General features: G+C 72.6%; 17 protein-coding genes. 7 read left to right on the forward strand and 10 right to left on the reverse strand.

What is annotated here, in order from left to right; all coding sequences use genetic code 11:
- Positions 1–79 precede the first annotated feature (79 nt).
- Both ACFVUY_RS15020 and ACFVUY_RS15025 read right to left on the reverse strand, forming a co-directional pair.
- Positions 80–280, reverse strand: a complete 201-nt coding sequence (locus ACFVUY_RS15020; protein WP_387690826.1) for a DUF397 domain-containing protein — start codon at positions 278–280, stop codon at positions 80–82.
- Positions 277–1,086, reverse strand: a complete 810-nt coding sequence (locus tag ACFVUY_RS15025; RefSeq protein WP_387690824.1) for a helix-turn-helix domain-containing protein — start codon at positions 1,084–1,086, stop codon at positions 277–279. The genes ACFVUY_RS15020 and ACFVUY_RS15025 overlap by 4 nt, the downstream gene beginning before the upstream one ends.
- Positions 1,087–1,247: 161 nt before the next feature.
- Between ACFVUY_RS15025 and ACFVUY_RS15030 the strand changes: the two genes are divergently transcribed.
- Together ACFVUY_RS15030 and ACFVUY_RS15035 are read left to right on the forward strand one after the other, a co-directional pair.
- Positions 1,248–1,682, forward strand: a complete 435-nt coding sequence (locus ACFVUY_RS15030; protein ID WP_359901449.1) for an ATP-binding protein — start codon at positions 1,248–1,250, stop codon at positions 1,680–1,682.
- A 99-nt stretch (positions 1,683–1,781) separates the two neighbouring features.
- Positions 1,782–2,312 (forward strand): GNAT family N-acetyltransferase, encoded by a 531-nt coding sequence (locus ACFVUY_RS15035; protein ID WP_387730016.1) that lies wholly within the window; start codon positions 1,782–1,784, stop codon positions 2,310–2,312.
- A gap of 64 nt (positions 2,313–2,376) precedes the next feature.
- On the opposite strand, the gene ACFVUY_RS15040 is transcribed toward ACFVUY_RS15035, so the two are convergent.
- Both ACFVUY_RS15040 and ACFVUY_RS15045 read right to left on the reverse strand, forming a co-directional pair.
- Positions 2,377–2,598: a hypothetical protein gene (locus tag ACFVUY_RS15040; RefSeq protein ID WP_387730018.1), complete on the reverse strand. Its 222-nt coding sequence runs from the start codon at positions 2,596–2,598 to the stop codon at positions 2,377–2,379.
- A 46-nt stretch (positions 2,599–2,644) separates the two neighbouring features.
- Positions 2,645–3,340: a hypothetical protein gene (locus ACFVUY_RS15045; RefSeq protein WP_387730020.1), complete on the reverse strand. Its 696-nt coding sequence runs from the start codon at positions 3,338–3,340 to the stop codon at positions 2,645–2,647.
- A 450-nt stretch (positions 3,341–3,790) separates the two neighbouring features.
- Between ACFVUY_RS15045 and ACFVUY_RS15050 the strand changes: the two genes are divergently transcribed.
- Positions 3,791–4,966, forward strand: coding sequence for a protein-L-isoaspartate O-methyltransferase (locus ACFVUY_RS15050; RefSeq protein WP_387730022.1), 1,176 nt, complete (start codon positions 3,791–3,793; stop codon positions 4,964–4,966).
- Positions 4,967–5,139: 173 nt separating this feature from the next.
- Here ACFVUY_RS15050 and ACFVUY_RS15055 read toward each other — a convergent pair whose 3' ends face one another.
- Positions 5,140–6,399 (reverse strand): hypothetical protein, encoded by a 1,260-nt coding sequence (locus ACFVUY_RS15055; protein WP_387730024.1) that lies wholly within the window; start codon positions 6,397–6,399, stop codon positions 5,140–5,142.
- A 436-nt stretch (positions 6,400–6,835) separates the two neighbouring features.
- On the opposite strand from ACFVUY_RS15055, the gene ACFVUY_RS15060 reads away from it, so the two are divergent.
- Positions 6,836–7,771 (forward strand): EamA family transporter, encoded by a 936-nt coding sequence (locus ACFVUY_RS15060; protein ID WP_387730026.1) that lies wholly within the window; start codon positions 6,836–6,838, stop codon positions 7,769–7,771.
- Between the two features lie 162 nt (positions 7,772–7,933).
- Positions 7,934–8,386 carry a nuclear transport factor 2 family protein gene (locus ACFVUY_RS15065; protein WP_387690810.1) on the forward strand — a complete coding sequence of 151 codons (453 nt, stop codon included), beginning with the start codon at positions 7,934–7,936 and terminating at the stop codon, positions 8,384–8,386.
- A 34-nt stretch (positions 8,387–8,420) separates the two neighbouring features.
- On the opposite strand, the gene ACFVUY_RS15070 is transcribed toward ACFVUY_RS15065, so the two are convergent.
- On the reverse strand, positions 8,421–9,173 hold the full coding sequence (locus ACFVUY_RS15070) for a TetR/AcrR family transcriptional regulator (protein WP_387690808.1): 753 nt from the start codon (positions 9,171–9,173) through the stop codon (positions 8,421–8,423).
- Positions 9,174–9,318: 145 nt separating this feature from the next.
- On the opposite strand from ACFVUY_RS15070, the gene ACFVUY_RS15075 reads away from it, so the two are divergent.
- On the forward strand, positions 9,319–9,942 hold the full coding sequence (locus ACFVUY_RS15075; RefSeq protein ID WP_387730028.1) for an NADPH-dependent FMN reductase: 624 nt from the start codon (positions 9,319–9,321) through the stop codon (positions 9,940–9,942).
- A 22-nt stretch (positions 9,943–9,964) separates the two neighbouring features.
- Positions 9,965–11,626, forward strand: a complete 1,662-nt coding sequence (locus ACFVUY_RS15080; protein WP_387730031.1) for an MFS transporter — start codon at positions 9,965–9,967, stop codon at positions 11,624–11,626.
- 80 nt (positions 11,627–11,706) lie between these two features.
- Here ACFVUY_RS15080 and ACFVUY_RS15085 read toward each other — a convergent pair whose 3' ends face one another.
- From ACFVUY_RS15085 to gcvT, 4 genes are all read right to left on the reverse strand, one after another.
- Positions 11,707–13,074: an L-serine ammonia-lyase gene (locus ACFVUY_RS15085; protein WP_387690803.1), complete on the reverse strand. Its 1,368-nt coding sequence runs from the start codon at positions 13,072–13,074 to the stop codon at positions 11,707–11,709.
- 162 nt (positions 13,075–13,236) lie between these two features.
- Positions 13,237–14,505: a serine hydroxymethyltransferase gene (glyA, locus tag ACFVUY_RS15090; RefSeq protein WP_387690801.1), complete on the reverse strand. Its 1,269-nt coding sequence runs from the start codon at positions 14,503–14,505 to the stop codon at positions 13,237–13,239.
- Between the two features lie 80 nt (positions 14,506–14,585).
- A complete protein-coding gene (gene gcvH / locus ACFVUY_RS15095; protein WP_387690799.1) occupies positions 14,586–14,966 on the reverse strand; it encodes a glycine cleavage system protein GcvH in 381 nt (126 codons plus the stop codon).
- A gap of 100 nt (positions 14,967–15,066) precedes the next feature.
- Positions 15,067–16,188 carry a glycine cleavage system aminomethyltransferase GcvT gene (gcvT, locus tag ACFVUY_RS15100; RefSeq protein ID WP_387690797.1) on the reverse strand — a complete coding sequence of 374 codons (1,122 nt, stop codon included), beginning with the start codon at positions 16,186–16,188 and terminating at the stop codon, positions 15,067–15,069.
- Positions 16,189–16,228: the final 40 nt, after the last annotated feature.

The raw sequence follows: 16,228 nt of genomic DNA on the forward strand, positions 1-16,228 counted from the left end.
GAGAAGTCGTGACGATAAGTCATATCTGCTGCGTGCGGGGGTGGTTGGAAGGTGGTTACCCACCCGTTCCACTAAGGGGTCACTCGGGCTCGGTGGCTTGAGCTTCGGCCGCGAAGGCAACGAAGGCCGACCAGGCGGCGGGGGAGAAGGCGAGGGTCGGACCGGCTTTGTCCTTGGAGTCGCGGACGTGGATGGTGGTGGGGGAGGGGGCGACTTCGACGCAGTTGCCAGCGTCGTGGTCGCTGTAGCTAGAGCGGAACCACGGCATGGTGGCGTTCATAGTTGCTCCAGTGTCTTTCGGATGAGCTGTGCTGATTCCTGCGAGTTCAGGGCTTGTGAGCGGATCATCGCGTGGCGTCGGCTGAGCTGGCCTACGAGTCGTGGTTCGGAGTGAAGAGCGTTCGTCAGATGCGTCTCAACATACGCATACTGCTCATTGTTGATCGTTTCCAAGATGGTGAGCGATCCCGAGAGTCCGGAAGGGGGCATCTGCTTGGTAGGTACGATCTGGATTTGGATGTTGCGTGAGTCCTCGAACTCAAGCAGCCGATGGAGCTGCTCCTTCATGACCTCCTTGCCACCGATGGAAGTGTGGAGGGCCGCTTCATAGATGGTGAAACTGAACAGCACCTCGGGCTCCATGAGCCTCTCTTGTCGCTTGAGGCGAGACGCCACACGTTCTTCAATGGTGGCGCTGTCCACAGGGGGCATGTGGCGGCTGAGGATCGCCCTGGCATAGTCCTCGGTCTGCATCAAGCCCGGGATATAGAGAGCCTCAAAGAAGTAGCAGGCAGCTGCCTCCTTCTCGGCGTCGAAGAAAACATCACTGCGCGCCGGCTTGGTCTCCGGAAGAAGATACGGCTCGGCAGCCACCAGCATCCCCTTCGCGTCGCACAACTCATCCGCCACCTGAAGCAGCTTGAGAGACGGCTTCCGCCTCCCCGCCTCCATCGATCGCACGCTCTCGATGTCGTAGCAGGCCTCCTTGCTCAGCTGCTCCCGGGTCACGCCCGCCTTCGCACGCCACCGCTTGAGCTGATCGCCGCAGTACTTCCACGACATCGGGTTCTCCTTCGGCGCGCTCATCGCCGGTGCCCCTCCCTGCCCTGGTCACAGGGCGGTCAAGCTCTCGCTGTACATATCGCGTTACTGCTGAGGCTATGCCCGGCTGCCGACGCTTGAAGGGTGAAATGGCCGAACTCAGCTCTCCCGAGTGAAGCCGTCCGTACGCCCCCCCAAGGACTCTGATGCTCACTCACCCCGTCGATGTCGTCGAGTGGATGTTCCCCCGCCTCCCTCGCAGCGCCGGCCGTGCCCGGATCCGTTTCATCCGGCAGGCCTTCGAGTGGGAGGTGCCCGTCGACTCCGCCGAGACCGGGCTCGTCCTCCTCAGCGAACTCGTCACCAACGCCTGCCGTCACGCCCGCTCCCAGCGTGACCGGATGATCGGCGTCCGCGTCCTCCTCCCCACCGACTCCCTCCTCCGCATCGAGGTCTCCGATGCGAACGCCAACCTCCCGACCCTGCGCCACGCGACCCTCGACGACGAGTCGGGCCGTGGCCTCGGACTCGTCGCCTCCCTCTCCACCTCCTGGGGCGCCCACCTGCGCGGTGAGGGCTACATCGGCAAGACCGTCTGGTGCGAACTGGCCCTCCCCACCCCGGCCAACCCGCACGGCTGAGCCCGTCCTCCGGGCGCACGCAACTGGCGTCGCGCTAGAGCGCGTCCTGATCTTCGACGGCGCCGGAAAGTCGCCGCCCGAGAGGATCAGGAGACCACCGTGCGCCCCCTTCCCTGGCCGCCGTCCGCCCCGATCAGGACCGAGCGGCTCGTGCTCCGCGAGCCCGAGGCCCGGGACCGTGCGGCGTTCATCGAGCTGCTGGCCTCGCCTGAGGTGAACACCTACCTCGGTGGAGCCCGGCCGCGTGACGAGATCGAGCGCGAGATGCCCGGGGTTCCCAGCCGGAGCCCCGGCGTCCTCGCGGTCGATCTCGACGGGGAGACGATCGGCCAGGTCCTGCTCCGCAAGGAGGCGGGGCGCGTCGGCCGGGTCGGCGAGAGGGCCGAGCTCGGCTACCTGTTCCTGCCGCGGGCGTGGGGGCGCGGCTACGCCGCCGAGGCGTGTGCGGCGGCACTCGACTGGTTCGCGGGCGTGCTCCCCGGCGAGCCGGTGGTGCTCGCCACCCAGACCGCGAACCTCCCCTCGATGCGCCTCGCGGCGAAGCTGGGCTTCACCGAGGTGGAGCGCTTCGAGGCCTTCGGCGCCGACCAGTGGTTGGGCCTCTGGTCCCCGCCACCGGCCCGCGACTGACCACAAGGTTCGCCGCCCGCACAGGAAGTCGGCCCGCCCGACTTCCTGTGCTCACCCCCGGGGGTCAGTTCCACGGCTCCCCGTCGGGGTCCTCGCCCAGCACCTTCGCGGCGGCCACGCAGAGCTCCCTGCCGTAGATCTGGTTGCTGCCGTACTCGGAGCTCCACAGGTCGGTCGCGGCCCGGGCCACGGCGCGCCAGCTGAACTCCTCGTCGACTCGCCACGTGCGAATCTGCAGGGCCATCTCCGTGGTGACCGTTGCCGGGTCCACAAGGTTGGGTTTCATTCCGCCGACCCTAAGGCGTGTCCGACAGTTCCGGCCGGGCCTTCGGTCAGTCCTTCGCCTCGACCTCGACGGCGGCCCGGATGTCCAGCGTGCGCCGGGCCAGTTCCTCGGGCTCACTGGCGCCCGTCTCGTCGACGACGATGCCGACGGTGTTGCCGTCCGCCCAGGCGCAGGTGGTCTGGAACGCGGCCGGGAGGTCGAGCACCGCGCAGTCCAGCGCGCCGCCGAGAGGGCCGGCCGGGTAGTCCAGGCGGTCGACCACCGTCTCACCCGACGGGTCGATCGTCGTCAGCCTGCCGAAGTACTTGTCCAGCTCCCGCCGGACGTCCGGGTAGCTGCCGGTCAGCCCGATCACGGTCAGCGTGGTCCTGGTCGACCCGGCGGCGCCGTAGCCGGCCACCGTCAGCTCCCGGTACGGCCGCAGGGCCGTCATCCGCCGCTCGTAGTCGGCGCGCAGGGCCAGAGTGCTGTCCGCGTCCGGGAGCCGCACCTGGTCGCCGATCCGGTCCGCGAGCACGATCCGGTGCCGCGTCGGGGCGCCGGCCCCGGTCACCGCCGCGACGGTCACCGCGGCGAACAGGGCGACGACCACGACCGCCGCGATCACAACATTGCGGGGCACCCGCCGGTACCAGGGCAGCGGAGCCACCGGCTCCAGGGTGTTCGCCCAGATCGCCCGGAGGCCGCTGGGCCTCTCGGCCCCCTGGGCACTCTCGGAAGCGGTCGTATCGTCACTCTGCACGGGGCCGGATCCTACGGCAGCGCCCGGAAGGCCCGCCGGGGGTTTTCCAGGCGCCGACGCCTCCGGTGGCAGCCGCATCCCCAGTGGGCCGTCGGCAACCAAGCCTGTATTCGGGGCGAACCATGATGACGCCCTCCGAACAGGGCGAAGGCCTCCTGATGACCGGCCGCGCAGGAAGTCGGCCCCGTCGACTTCCTGCGCGGCCCGGGTGTTCCCCGCGGCGTCCGGCGGGACACACACGCGCACGCGCCCCCGGCCGCTCCCGCACGCCACTACCGGCTGGTGCGGTGCCGCGCCAGATTGGTCACCGACCGTTGGACCCGACCGAAGGGACGCTGCGATGGGTGAGCACGAGAAGCAGCCGCCGGACCCCGGGCAGGGAACGCCGCCGCCCAACAACAGCGACAGCAAGGTCGAAGTTCCGCCGCCGGGTAACGGGAAGCACAAGAAGTGACGGCGAGCGACGGCGGCGGCTTGACCGGACACCGGGCAGGCCTGCACACCGAGATGGAGCGGTGCGGGGCGTGGCCGGCCGGCTCGCCGTGGCTGCGCGAGGCCTTCGCCGCGCTGCCCCGGGACGGGTTCGCGCCGGACCGGCTGTGGCGGTGGGACGGCCGGTCCTACGTGTCGCTCGACCGCGCGGTGGATCCGGACGGCTGGGCGGACGAGCTGTACTCCGGGGTCCACTCCCCGGCGGTCACCCAGCTCACCGGCGGCCGGCCGTCCTCGTCGCTGTCCGCCCCCTCCGTGGTGGCGGACATGCTGGACAGCCTCCGGGTGGAGCCGGGGCACCGGGTGTGGGACGTCGGCACGGGGCAGGGCTGGACGGCGGCGCTGTCCGCCTGGCGGGCCGGGCCGGGCCGGGTGGTCACCACCGAGGTCGACGAGCACCTGGCCGCGTTCGCCCGGGCCAGGCTCGCGGACGCCGGGCTCGACGTCGAGGCGGCGGCCGGGGACGGTACCGGTGGCGGTGTGCCGGGCGGCGGCCCGGTCGACCGCCTCCACGCCGCCTACGCCGTCGAGACCGTCCCCTGGTCCTGGGTGGCGGCGGTCCGGCCGGGCGGACGGATCGTCTACCCCTGGGGACGACTCGGACACGTCGCCCTCACCGTCGCCGACGACGGTGCCAGTGCTTGGGGATGGGTCCAGGGCCTGGCCCAGTTCATGGGCGACCGGCACGCTCCGGCCCAGGCCGGCACCGGCAGCGCCGCCTATGCCGCAGTGCGTGGCGACGCCGAACCCGAAACCCGACGGACAGTTGACCGCGACCTGGCCCCACTGGAGGACTGGCACCTCCGGTTCGCGCTGCGCGTCGCCGTCCCGGACGCCGTGCTGCTCACCGCCCGGGACGCCGACGGCATCAACGCCTGGGTCCACGACGGCCACCGGTCATGGGCCACGCTCGTGGCCCGGGCCGATGGCGAGCCGCCGCTGCTGTCGCAGGGCGGGCCGCGCCGCATCGGTGACGAACTGCTGGCCGCCTGGTCCCAGTGGGAGGACCTGGGGCGTCCCGACCTGTACGACTACGGCGTCACCATCACCCCCGACTCCCAGTGGGCCTGGCAGGGCGACCCGGACACCGGCCCGCGCTGGCCCATCGGATCCCCGCACCCGGCCGCGCGGTGACCATGAGCAGTGCCGATCGAGGAGCCCCGGTGTTCACGCCCGGTGTTCACGCCCGGGGCTCCTCGCCCGTTTCCGTCGCTTTCGAGCCCGGCCCCTCCACCTGAGGTCCGCCGCGCAGGAAGTCGGCCCGGCCGACTTCTCGCGCAGCGCGGCCCACCGACGACCGCCCGGGGTCAGGAGATCGAGAAGCCCATCCGGTTCACCACCGGGGTCATCGGCACGTACATCACCTGCGCGTAGCAGGTCGTCGGGTGCGCCGTGGACCCGGCCGGGCAGCCGACCTCCGACCGGGCGGCCACGATCACGCCGCGGGCCTCCATGTCGCCGTTCGGACCGGACGGGTTCGCCAGTGCCGGGCCGCCGCTGTCGCCCTTCGCGGCGATCGCCCGGCGGTCGCCGCCCTTCGACTCCGCGACGTCCACCGGCTTGATCCTCGTGCCCTCGTCGTTCGTCGTCTCCACGTCGACCCGCTTGATCTGCACGTCGCACTTCCAGCCCGACTGGGCACCGCTGAGGCAGATCAGGTCCCCGACGTTGTTCCGTCCGGCGCCGTACGTGTGCCGGGACGAACCGCCCCTGTCCGACCAGGCGCCGTCGTAGAACCGGCCGCCGCCGCTCCCGCTGATCGCGATCATGCCGACGTCCAGGCCGTCCCCGACCGAGGACAGGTCGCCGATGTAGCTCCCGGTGCCGTTGTAGTACCGGCCGCCGCCGCAGTGCGCGGCGGTCAGTACCACCTTCGTCCCGCCCTTCCAGCCGCTGAACGCCGTCGAGCAGAACGACGCCTTTCCGGTGCTCACCTCGGCACCCGCGTAGTGCGGCGCGCTGTCGGAGTGCCGGCTGCCGGACAGTGCGACCGGGGTCTCCTCGACGCCGGCCGTCACCGGCATCCCGGCGATCCCGGCGGCCTGCCGGGAGTACGCCTGCGCGGCCGTGTCACCGCCGGTCAGCTGCTTCGCCTTCGCCCGCGCGTACGTGATCGCGATGGCGGTGCCGTCCTCCTGCGGGCCGATCGACGTCCACGCGTCGGGCGCCACGGCGGCGGTGAACCGGTCGATCGCGGCGCGCATCTCGGCGCGGGAGTACGGGCTCCGGTGGACGTCGACGGTGTAGCCGGGGCCGGCGCTCGCGGCGTTCGCGTCGAGCAGGGAGCGGACCTCGGCCGGGGCCTCGCCCTTCCAGTAGATGTCGGCGTGCTGGTTCGCCGGGTCGATCACCGTCCCGGCATAGCCGACGGCCGCCGGATCCCCGGACTCCGCCCAGTCCTGCACCGGGTCCGTCATGCGGTGGAGCAGCTGCTGGGCCTGCGGTTCGCGGAGCACCGGCAGGCTGACGGACAGGTACGGCTCGTCCTGAACGGTGTCGACGGCGACCAGGCCGGAGGCGACCACGGTGGTCAGGACCAGGGACAACGCGAGGCGGGAGCGGCGCACGGGCGGGTCCTTCCGGCATGTGTCGACGGGTCGGTACTCAGCGTAGGGGTGGATGAACGGTCCGCTACGTCCGGACGTCGCGGCCCGGGCCGGCAGTCGGTGCACGCGTGGGGCAACGCGCCCCCGGGAGGGGCGGGGCGGCGTCCCGGGGGCGGGTGGGGCGCCTGCGCTCCGGCCCGGTCCGGTGGCGGCCGCGCGGGAAGTCGGGCCCGTCGACTTCCTGCGCGGGTTCCTGGGCGGGCGGATAGCATCGGGCCCGTGAACCTGTACTGGCACGTCGTGCTGCCACCGCTCAGCGCCTGATCGGGCGCGCGCTTCGGTGGCTTGACCCCTGCGACCCCGGCCCGGCCCGATGGCGGCCGCCGTGGGCCGACGGCGTGCGCCCGTTCTCGGAACCAGTTCCCCCGACGGTTTTCGACGACGGAAGTCCACGACTGTGCCGAATCGTTTGTCCTCGCCCGCCCGTTCCCTTCCCACGGCTCCCCGCCGCACCCGCCCGCGCGGTGGCGCGGGGCCGATCCTGATCGCCGCCGTCCTCTGGGGCACCACCGGGACGGCCAGTTCGCTGGCGCCCGACGGCGCCCCGGCGGCGGGGATCGGGGCCGCCGGGCTGGTGCTCGGCGGGCTCCTGCTGCTCCTCACCGACCGCGCCGCCCGCGTGCTGCCCCGGAAGTGCGGGCCGCGCGAACGGTGGCTGCTCGCCGCCGGCGCGGTCGCGGTGGCCGGGTATCCGGTCACCTTCTACCCGGCGGTCGGCCGTACGGGCGTGGCGGTGGCCACCGTGATCGCGCTCGGCAGCGCGCCGGTGTTCATCGGGCTGCTCGGCCGGCTCACCCGGCAGGGACGGCCGGGCGGGCGGTGGGCCGGGGCCACGGCGCTGGCCGTGCTCGGCTGCGCGCTCCTGGTGCTGGGCCCCGAACTCGCCGGGGGCGGTGGGGCGGTGGACCCGCTGGGGGTGCTGCTGGCGGCGCTCTCGGGGCTCTCGTACGCCGGGTACTCGCTGATCGGCGGGCGGCTGATCACGGCCGGGCACCCCTCCGGCGGGGTGATGGGCGCGATGTTCGGTGGCGGCGCACTGATCGTGCTGCCGGTGCTGCTCGCGGGTGACCTGGAGTGGCTCGCCTCGGCGCGCGGGGCGGGCGTGGTGCTGCACCTCGCGGTGGTCACCACCTTCCTCGCGTACTGGCTGTTCGGCCACGGCCTGCGGCACACCACCGCTCAGACCGCCACCACCCTGACCCTCGCCGAACCGGCCGTCGCGGCGGTACTCGGCGTGGCCGCCCTGGGCGAGCGCCTGCCGGCGCTCTCCTGGTGCGGCCTCGCCGTCCTCGCCGCCGGCCTGGCCTTCCTGGCGCTCCCCGCCCGGCGGTAGGCCCGACGCCCCTGCACGGGAAGTCGGCCCGGCCGACTTCCCGTGCGGCAGCGGCGAGTTCGCGGAAGCCGGTTGCCGTCGGTGGTCCCGTCCTGTTGGGCTTGCGGGCGGCGGGCCCGACCGAGGCCGCCGACTTCCGTGCCGTACGAGGGGAATCCCGTCATGCCCGACAGTGCCACCGGCCCGCTCGACCTGCTCGCCCGCTACCGGCGGGCGATGCTCGACCTGGACGCGGACGCCCTGGCCGACCTCTACGCGGAGGACGGGGTGCACGAGTTCCCGTTCCTGTTCCCCGGGGTGCCCGAGCGGTACCGGGGACGGGAGGAGATCCGGGCCGGGTACCGCGCGATCTGGGGCCCGAGTGCGGCGCGGCCGCGGGAGATCCGGGAGGTGGCCGTCCATCCGGGGGCCGATCCGGAGGTGCTCACCGTCGAGCAGCAGGTGGTCGGGACGCACGCCGGCACCGGCGAGCCGTTCACCGTGCCGGGCCTGCTGGTCATGCGGGCCCGGGGCGGGCAGCTGGTGCACGTCCGGGACTACATGGACGGCCTGGGCGTGGCCCGTGCGATGGGGCGGCTGGGCGCCGTCGCCGCGCGGCTGGAGGCCGGGGAGTAGGGCGCCGGCCCGGCCGGCCTCCGGCGCGGGCCGGTCAGAGGGCGAAGTGGGCGGCGATGCCGTCGAGGACGCAGTCGAGGCCGGTCTCGAACTGCCAGTCGGGGTCGTCCTTGCGAGTGGCGGTGTGGAGGTAGCGCCGGTAGTTGGGGTAGCGGCCGGTGTCCATCAGCCAGGTCATCCGGGGGGCGAGGCCGGCCCGGGTCTGGTCGCCGTCGGACCAGCCGCGCTCGCGGCGCAGGGTGTTCAGGGTGACCTCGGTGGTGACCGAGCCGTGGACGTAGCCGGTGACGGTGCGGAACACCGCCATGGTGGTGTCGGCGTCCAGGCCGTGTTCGGCCAGGGCGGCGAACGCGTGCTCGGGGACGGCGAGTTGGTGGGGGCTGAGGGAGAACGGGGTGGCCGCCCGGACGGTCCACGGGTGGGCCAGGTGCATGGCCCGCAGGTTGAGGGCCAGGGCGCGCATGGTGTCCCGCCAGTCCTCGGCGGGGGTGCCCAGCGGGAGCCGGCCGTAGACGAAGTCGACCATCAGCTCGATGAGCTCGTCCTTGCCGGAGACGTACCGGTAGGCGGCCATCGGGGCGACGCCGAGTTCGGCGGCGAGCCGGCGCATGGTGACGGCCTCCAGGCCCTCGGCGTCGGCGACGGCGACGGCGGCCTCGGCGATCCGCTGCGGGGTCAGGGTGGTGCGCGGTGCGGGGGCCGGGCGGGCCAGGCGCTCCCAGAGCGAGGCCGGGGGCCTGTCGTCGCCGGCGGGGGTGTCCCCGGCTGGGGCCTGCTGAGCGGGCACGGGGAGGGCTCCTTCCGACTGGGGTCGGGCCCACCGTAGCACTCCGCGTGTACGGCGTATCCACAGTGGACGACGTACACGCTGATGTGTACGTTGTATCCGGCAGATACGCCGTACACAGCATTCGTCCCGGAGGGGGATTCCCATGTCCACGGAGCAGAGCCTGACGGAGCAGCACCTGAAGGAGCAGCACCTGAAGGTCGCCGTCCTCGTCGGCAGCACCCGCGAGGGCCGCTTCGGCCCGGTGGTCACCGACTGGCTGCTCGGCCACCTGGAGGCCCACGGCGACCTGACCGCCGACCGGATCGACCTGGTGGAGACCCCGCTGCCCACCACCTTCCCGTCCTTCGGCGGCGAACTCCCGCCGGGCGACGCCGAGTTGCTGGCCGCCGTGTCGCCCCGACTGGAAGCGGCCGACGCCTTCGTGATCGTCACGCCCGAGTACAACCACAGCTTCCCGGCCCCGCTGAAGAACGCCATCGACTGGCACAACCGGCAGTGGCACGGCAAGCCGGTCGCCTTCGTCTCGTACGGCGGCCTGTCGGGGGGTCTGCGGGCCGTCGAACAGCTCCGGGTGGTGCTGGCCGAGCTGAACGCGGCGACGATCCGCAACACGGTGAGCTTCCACGGCGCCGGCCAGTGCTTCGACGCCGACGGCAAGGCGATCGACCCGGCCGCCGACGCCGCCGCCAAGACCATGCTCGACCAGCTCGTCTGGTGGGCCCAGGCGCTGCGGGACGCCCGCCGGGCCCGCCCGTTCGCGGCCTGAGCCGGGGCAGGGGGCGGACACCATGGCCACGGAACCGGTCGAGGACCAGGTCGGGGGAAAGGCCGAGAGGCAGGCCGAGGGCCAGGCCGAGGAGCGGCCCAAGCCGCCGTTGCTCGGTGTCATCGGGCTGATGCTCGGCATCTTCCTCTCGGCCCTCGACGGGCAGATCATCGGCACCGCGCTGCCGACCGTCGTCGGCGACCTCGGCGGACTGGAGCACCTCTCCTGGGCGGTCACCGCCTACCTGCTGACCTCCGCCGCGGCCACCCCGCTCTGGGGCCGGCTCGGCGACCTGTACGGGCGCAAGGGCGCCTACCAGTGGGCGGTGGTGGTGTTCCTGGCGGGCTCGGTGCTGTCCGGACTCGCCCAGGACATGGGGCAGTTGATCGCTTTCCGGGGCCTCCAGGGGATCGGGGCGGGCGGGCTGATGGTCGGCGCGCTCTCGGTGATCGGGGTGCTCGTCCCCGCCTCCGACCGGGCGCGGGTGCAGTCGGTGGTCGGCGTGCTGATGCCGATCGCCTTCATCGGCGGACCGCTGCTCGGCGGCTTCCTCACCGAACGTCTGAGCTGGCGCTGGGCCTTCTACGTCAACCTGCCGGTCGGGCTGGTCGCGCTGCTCGCGGTCGGCGTCGGGGTACGGCTGCGGACCGAGCGGGTGCGCGCCCCGTTCGACTGGGCCGGGGTCGTCCTGCTGACCACCGGCATCCTCGCGCTCACCCTGGTCAGCAGCTGGGGCGGCACCGCCTACTCCTGGACCTCCCCGGTGCTCCTCGGCACGGCGTTCGTCGCGCTGGCCGCGCTGGGCTGGTTCGTCCGGACCGAACTGCGCGCCCCCGGGCCGCTGATCCCGCCCGCGCTGTTCCGCGACCGCAACTTCACGGTGGCGCAGGTGCTCGGCCTCCTCGCCGGCGCGGTGATGATCGCCCTGGTCGGCTACCTGCCGCTCTACCTGCAACTGGCCCGGGGCGCCTCGCCCACCGCCGGCGGCCTGCTCCTGCTGCCGCTGATGCTCGGCATGATGGGCACCCAGCTGGTGACGGCGCGGCTGATGGGCCGGCCGGGCGGCGAGCGGCGCTACCCGCTGCTGGGCGGCGCGCTCACCCTGGTCGGCGGCGCACTGCTGCTGCTCCTGCGCACCGACACCCCGATCGCCCTGGCCTCGGCCCTCACGGCCGTTGCCGGGATCGGCCTCGGCCTGGTGATGCAGAGCACCCTGCTGACCTCGATGGGGGCCGTGCCGCCCCAGGACATGGGCGCGGCGATGGGCGTGGTCACGCTGCTGCGGAGCATCGGCGGCTCGCTCGGCATGGCGGCGCTCGGCGCGGTCTACACGGCGCGGCTCACGGACTCCCTCACGGAGCGCCTCGGGTCCGCCGAGGCCGGCCGGCTCACCGGCGGCGGGCTGACCCCGGCTTCCCTCGAAGGCCTCCCGGCGGAGGTCCGCGACGCCGTCGGGGCGGCGGTCACCGGCGGCCTGCACGGCACGGTCGTGGGCGGGGTCCTGCTGGCGGCCGCGGCGACGGCCTTCGCCTGCCTGGTCCGCCCGAGCCGGGCCCCGGAGCCGGCCGGAGCCGGAACCCGGGCCGATGCCCCGGCCGAAGCCCGGACCGATGCCCCGGCGGAGACGAAGGCCGGTGCCCCGGCGGAGACGAAGGCCGAAGCCCGGGCGGAGACGAAGGCCTGAGGCGTACGGGGCACGCGAAGCGGCCCCCGGCGGAGCAGAACTCCGCCGGGGGCCGCCAGGCTGTCGGGATCAGCGGGTGATCAGCACTCGATGACGTTCACGGCGAGGCCGCCGCGCGAGGTCTCCTTGTACTTGATCTTCATGTCGGCCCCGGTCTCCTTCATCGTCTTGATCGCCTTGTCCAGCGAGACGTGGTGCCGTCCGTCGCCGCGCAGGGCCATCCGGGCCGCGGTGACGGCCTTGACGGACGCCATGCCGTTGCGCTCGATGCAGGGGATCTGGACGAGGCCGCCGACCGGGTCGCAGGTGAGGCCGAGGTTGTGCTCGATGCCGATCTCGGCGGCGTTCTCGACCTGCTCGGGGGTGCCGCCGAGGACCTCGGCGAGGCCGCCCGCGGCCATCGAGCAGGCGGAGCCGACCTCGCCCTGGCAGCCGACCTCGGCGCCGGAGATGGAGGCGTTCTCCTTGAAGAGCATGCCGATGGCGCCGGCCGCGAGCAGGAAGCGGACGATGCCGTCGTCGTCGGCGCCCGGGATGAAGTTCAGGTAGTAGTGCAGGACGGCCGGGATGATCCCGGCGGCGCCGTTGGTCGGCGCGGTGACCACCCGGCGCCCGGAGGCGTTCTCCTCGTTGACGGCCATCGCGTAGAGGGTCACCCACTCCATCGCGTTGGCCGGCCCGATGCCCTCGGCGCGCAGCGCACGGGCGCCGGACGCGGCCCGGCGGCGGACCTTCAGCCCGCCCGGCAGGATGCCCTCGCGGGACATGCCGGCCCGCACGCACTCCTGCATCACGGACCAGATCTCCAGCAGACCGGTCCGGATCTCCTCCTCGCTGCGCCAGGCCTTCTCGTTCTCCAGCATCAGGCCGGAGATCGACAGGCCGGTCTCCCGGCTGAGCCGCAGCAGCTCGTCACCGGTGCGGAAGGGGTACTTCAGCGCGGTGTCGTCGGGCTTGACCCGGTCCGCGCCGATCGCGTCCTCGTCCACCACGAAGCCGCCGCCGACCGAGTAGTAGGTCTTCTCCAGCAGGGTCGAGCCGTCCGCCGCGTACGCCCACAGGGTCATGCCGTTGGCGTGGTACGGCAGCGAGCGGCGGCGGTGCAGGACCAGCTGGGTGTCCGGGTCGAAGTCGATGGTGTGCTCGCCGACCAGGTTGATCCGCTTCTCGGCGATGATCCGCTCGACGTCCTTGTCGGCCTGGTCGACGTCGATGGTGCGGGGCGAGGCGTTCTCCAGGCCCAGCAGGACGGCCTTCGGGGTGCCGTGGCCGTGGCCGGTGGCGCCGAGCGAGCCGTACAGCTCGGCGCGCACCCCCGTCACCCCGTCCAGGAGGCCTTCGGAGCGCAGTCGGCGGGCGAACATCCGGGCGGCGCGCATCGGGCCCACGGTGTGGGAGCTCGACGGGCCGATGCCGATGGAGAAGAGGTCGAAGACGCTGATGGCCACGGGGGACGTCCTTGTCTGGTCTCGTGGAAGGACTTGCGGGCAGGGAGGGGCCGACACGGGACGGGGCACCGCGCGCACTGTCCAGTGTGCGCGGTGCCCCGGGGTGCCAGGTACGCCGGAGGGGTGAGGCCGGTCACCCCGCCCGAACGATCACCGGAGTGATCAGAGGTTCGGGTACAGCGGGTACTTGTCGGCCAGGGCGCTGACCCGGGCCTTCAGTGCGGTGGCGACGGTCTCGTCGAAGGCGGGCTTGAGCGCCTCGGCGATGATGTCGGCGACCTCGCGGAAGTCCTCGGCCTGGAAGCCGCGGGTGGCGAGGGCCGGGGTGCCGATGCGCAGGCCCGAGGTGACCATCGGCGGGCGCGGGTCGTTCGGGATGGCGTTGCGGTTGACGGTGATGCCGACCTCGTGCAGGCGGTCCTCGGCCTGCTGGCCGTCGAGCTGGCTGTTGCGCAGGTCGACCAGGACCAGGTGGACGTCGGTGCCACCGGAGAGCACGCTGGCGCCGGCCTCGGCCACGTCGGCCTGGAGCAGGCGCTCGGCGAGGATGCGGGCGCCGTCCAGGGTGCGCTGCTGGCGCTCCTTGAACTCCTCCGAGGCCGCGACCTTGAAGGCGACCGCCTTGCCGGCGATCACGTGCTCCAGCGGGCCGCCCTGCTGGCCGGGGAAGACCGCGGAGTTGATCTTCTTGGCGAACTCGGCCTTGGACAGGATGACGCCGCCGCGCGGGCCGCCCAGGGTCTTGTGGGTGGTGGTGGTGACCACGTCCGCGTACGGCACCGGGTTCGGGTGCAGCCCGGCGGCCACCAGGCCGGCGAAGTGCGCCATGTCCACCATGAGCAGCGCGCCGACCTCGTCGGCGATCCGGCGGAACGCGGCGAAGTCGAGCTGGCGCGGGTAGGCCGACCAGCCGGCGATGATCAGCTTCGGCTGGTGCTCCTTGGCGAGGCGCTCGACCTCGGCCATGTCGACCTGGCCGGTCTTCTCGTCCACGTGGTACGCGGCCACGTTGTAGAGCTTGCCGGAGAAGTTGATCTTCATGCCGTGGGTCAGGTGACCGCCGTGGGCCAGGCTCAGGCCCAGGATGGTGTCACCCGGCTGGATCAGCGCGAACATCGCGGCGGCGTTGGCCTGCGCGCCGGAGTGCGGCTGGACGTTGGCGTGCTCGGCGCCGAACAGTGCCTTGATGCGGTCGATCGCGATCTGCTCGACCACGTCGACGTGCTCGCAGCCGCCGTAGTAGCGGCGGCCGGGGTAGCCCTCCGCGTACTTGTTGGTCAGCACCGAGCCCTGGGCCTCCATGACCGCCACCGGGGCGAAGTTCTCGGAGGCGATCATCTCCAGGGTGGTCTGCTGGCGGTGCAGCTCGGCGTCGACCGCGGCGGCGATCTCCGGGTCGAGGGCGTGCAGGGACTGGTTGAGAACCGTCATGGTGTGGTCTTCCCGGGAGGAGGAGGGAAAGGGGCCGGGGCGGGGCGGACCGCCGTGCGCGGCCCGTCCCGTCGGGTGGCTCAGCCCTGGGGGTTGATGAGCGCGTCGTACTCGTCGGCGCTGAGCAGCTCGTCGGTGGCCTCGACGCGCACCTTGAACAGCCAGGCGTTCCCGAACGGGTCCGCGTTCACGGAGGCCGGGTCGTCGATGACGTCCTGGTTGATCTCGGTGACCTCGCCGGTCACCGGGGAGTACAGGTCGCTGACCGACTTGGTGGACTCCAGCTCGCCACAGGTCTCGCCGGCGGTCACGGTGTCGCCGACCTCGGGCAGCTGCACGTAGACGATGTCACCGAGGGCGGTGGCGGCGTGCTCCGTGATGCCGACCGTGGAGACACCGTCCGCGGCCGCGGTCAGCCACTCGTGCTCCTTGGTGTACTGCAGGTGCTGGGGGTTGCTCATGGCGTCATTCTCCAGGATGGGAAGCGGGTACGACGAAGCGGGCCGCCGCGCGGACGGCCGCGACGTGCGCAAACGGAAAAACGGGGGCCGCGGCGACAGGTCAGCGGGCGCGCTTGTAGAACGGCAGCGCCACGACCTGGACGGGCTCGTGCTTGCCGCGCACGTCCACCGCGACGGTGCTGCCGGGGGCGGCGTGGGCGGCGTCGACGTAGGCCATCGCGATCGGCTTGCCCAGGGTCGGGGACGGCGAGCCGGAGGTGATCCGGCCGATCGGCTCGCCCTCGGTGGAGACCACGGTGTACTCGGCGCGCGGAACCCGCTTGCCCTCGGAGACCAGGCCGACCAGCACCTTCGGCGGGTTGGTCTCGGCCGCGGCGGCGGCCTGCTCCAGCGCCTTGCGGCCGATGAAGGCGCCCTCGTTGGTGGTCTTGTCGAAGCGGACGACCCGGCCCAGGCCGGCGTCGAACGGGGTGAGGTCGGTGGACAGCTCGTGCCCGTACAGCGGCATGCCGGCCTCCAGGCGCAGCGTGTCGCGGCAGGACAGGCCGCACGGGATCAGGCCGTGGCCCTCGCCCGCGGCGGTCAGCGCCTGCCAGACCGCCTCGGCGTCGGCCGGACGGCAGAAGATCTCGAAGCCGTCCTCACCGGTGTAGCCGGTGCGGGCGAGCAGCACGTCGCGGTCGGCCACCCGGGCCGGGAGGATCGCGTAGTACTTCAGGCCGGGCAGGTCGGCGTCGGTGGTCTTCGCCAGGATGCCGGTGGCCTCCGGGCCCTGGACGGCGATCAGCGCGTAGGTGTCGCGGTCGTCGGTGACGACGGCGTCGAAGCCCTTGGCACGGGCGATCAGCTCGTCGAGGACCAGCTGGGCGTTGGAGGCGTTGGCGACGACCAGGAAGGCGTCCTCGCGCAGGCGGTAGACGATCAGGTCGTCCAGGATGCCGCCGTCCTCGGCGCAGATCATGGTGTAGCGGGCGCGCAGCACGCCCAGCGCGGAGACGAAGCCGACCAGCGCGTGGTCCAGCATCTCGCCCGCCTGCGGGCCGGTGACGGTGATCTCGCCCATGTGCGAGAGGTCGAACAGACCGGCCTGGGTGCGGACCGCGAGGTGCTCCTCGCGCTCGCTGCCGTAGCGCAGCGGCATGTCCCAGCCGGCGAAGTCGGTCATGGTCGCGCCGAGGGCGCGGTGCAGCGCGTCGAGCGCGGTCAGGCGGAGGGACGACATGGCCAGGAACTCCTCGGTCGGGGCACTCAGGGGTGCACGC

It is taken from the genome of Kitasatospora sp. NPDC058063 (genome assembly GCF_042885395.1).
GTDB lineage: Bacteria > Actinomycetota > Actinomycetes > Streptomycetales > Streptomycetaceae > Kitasatospora > Kitasatospora lactacystinica.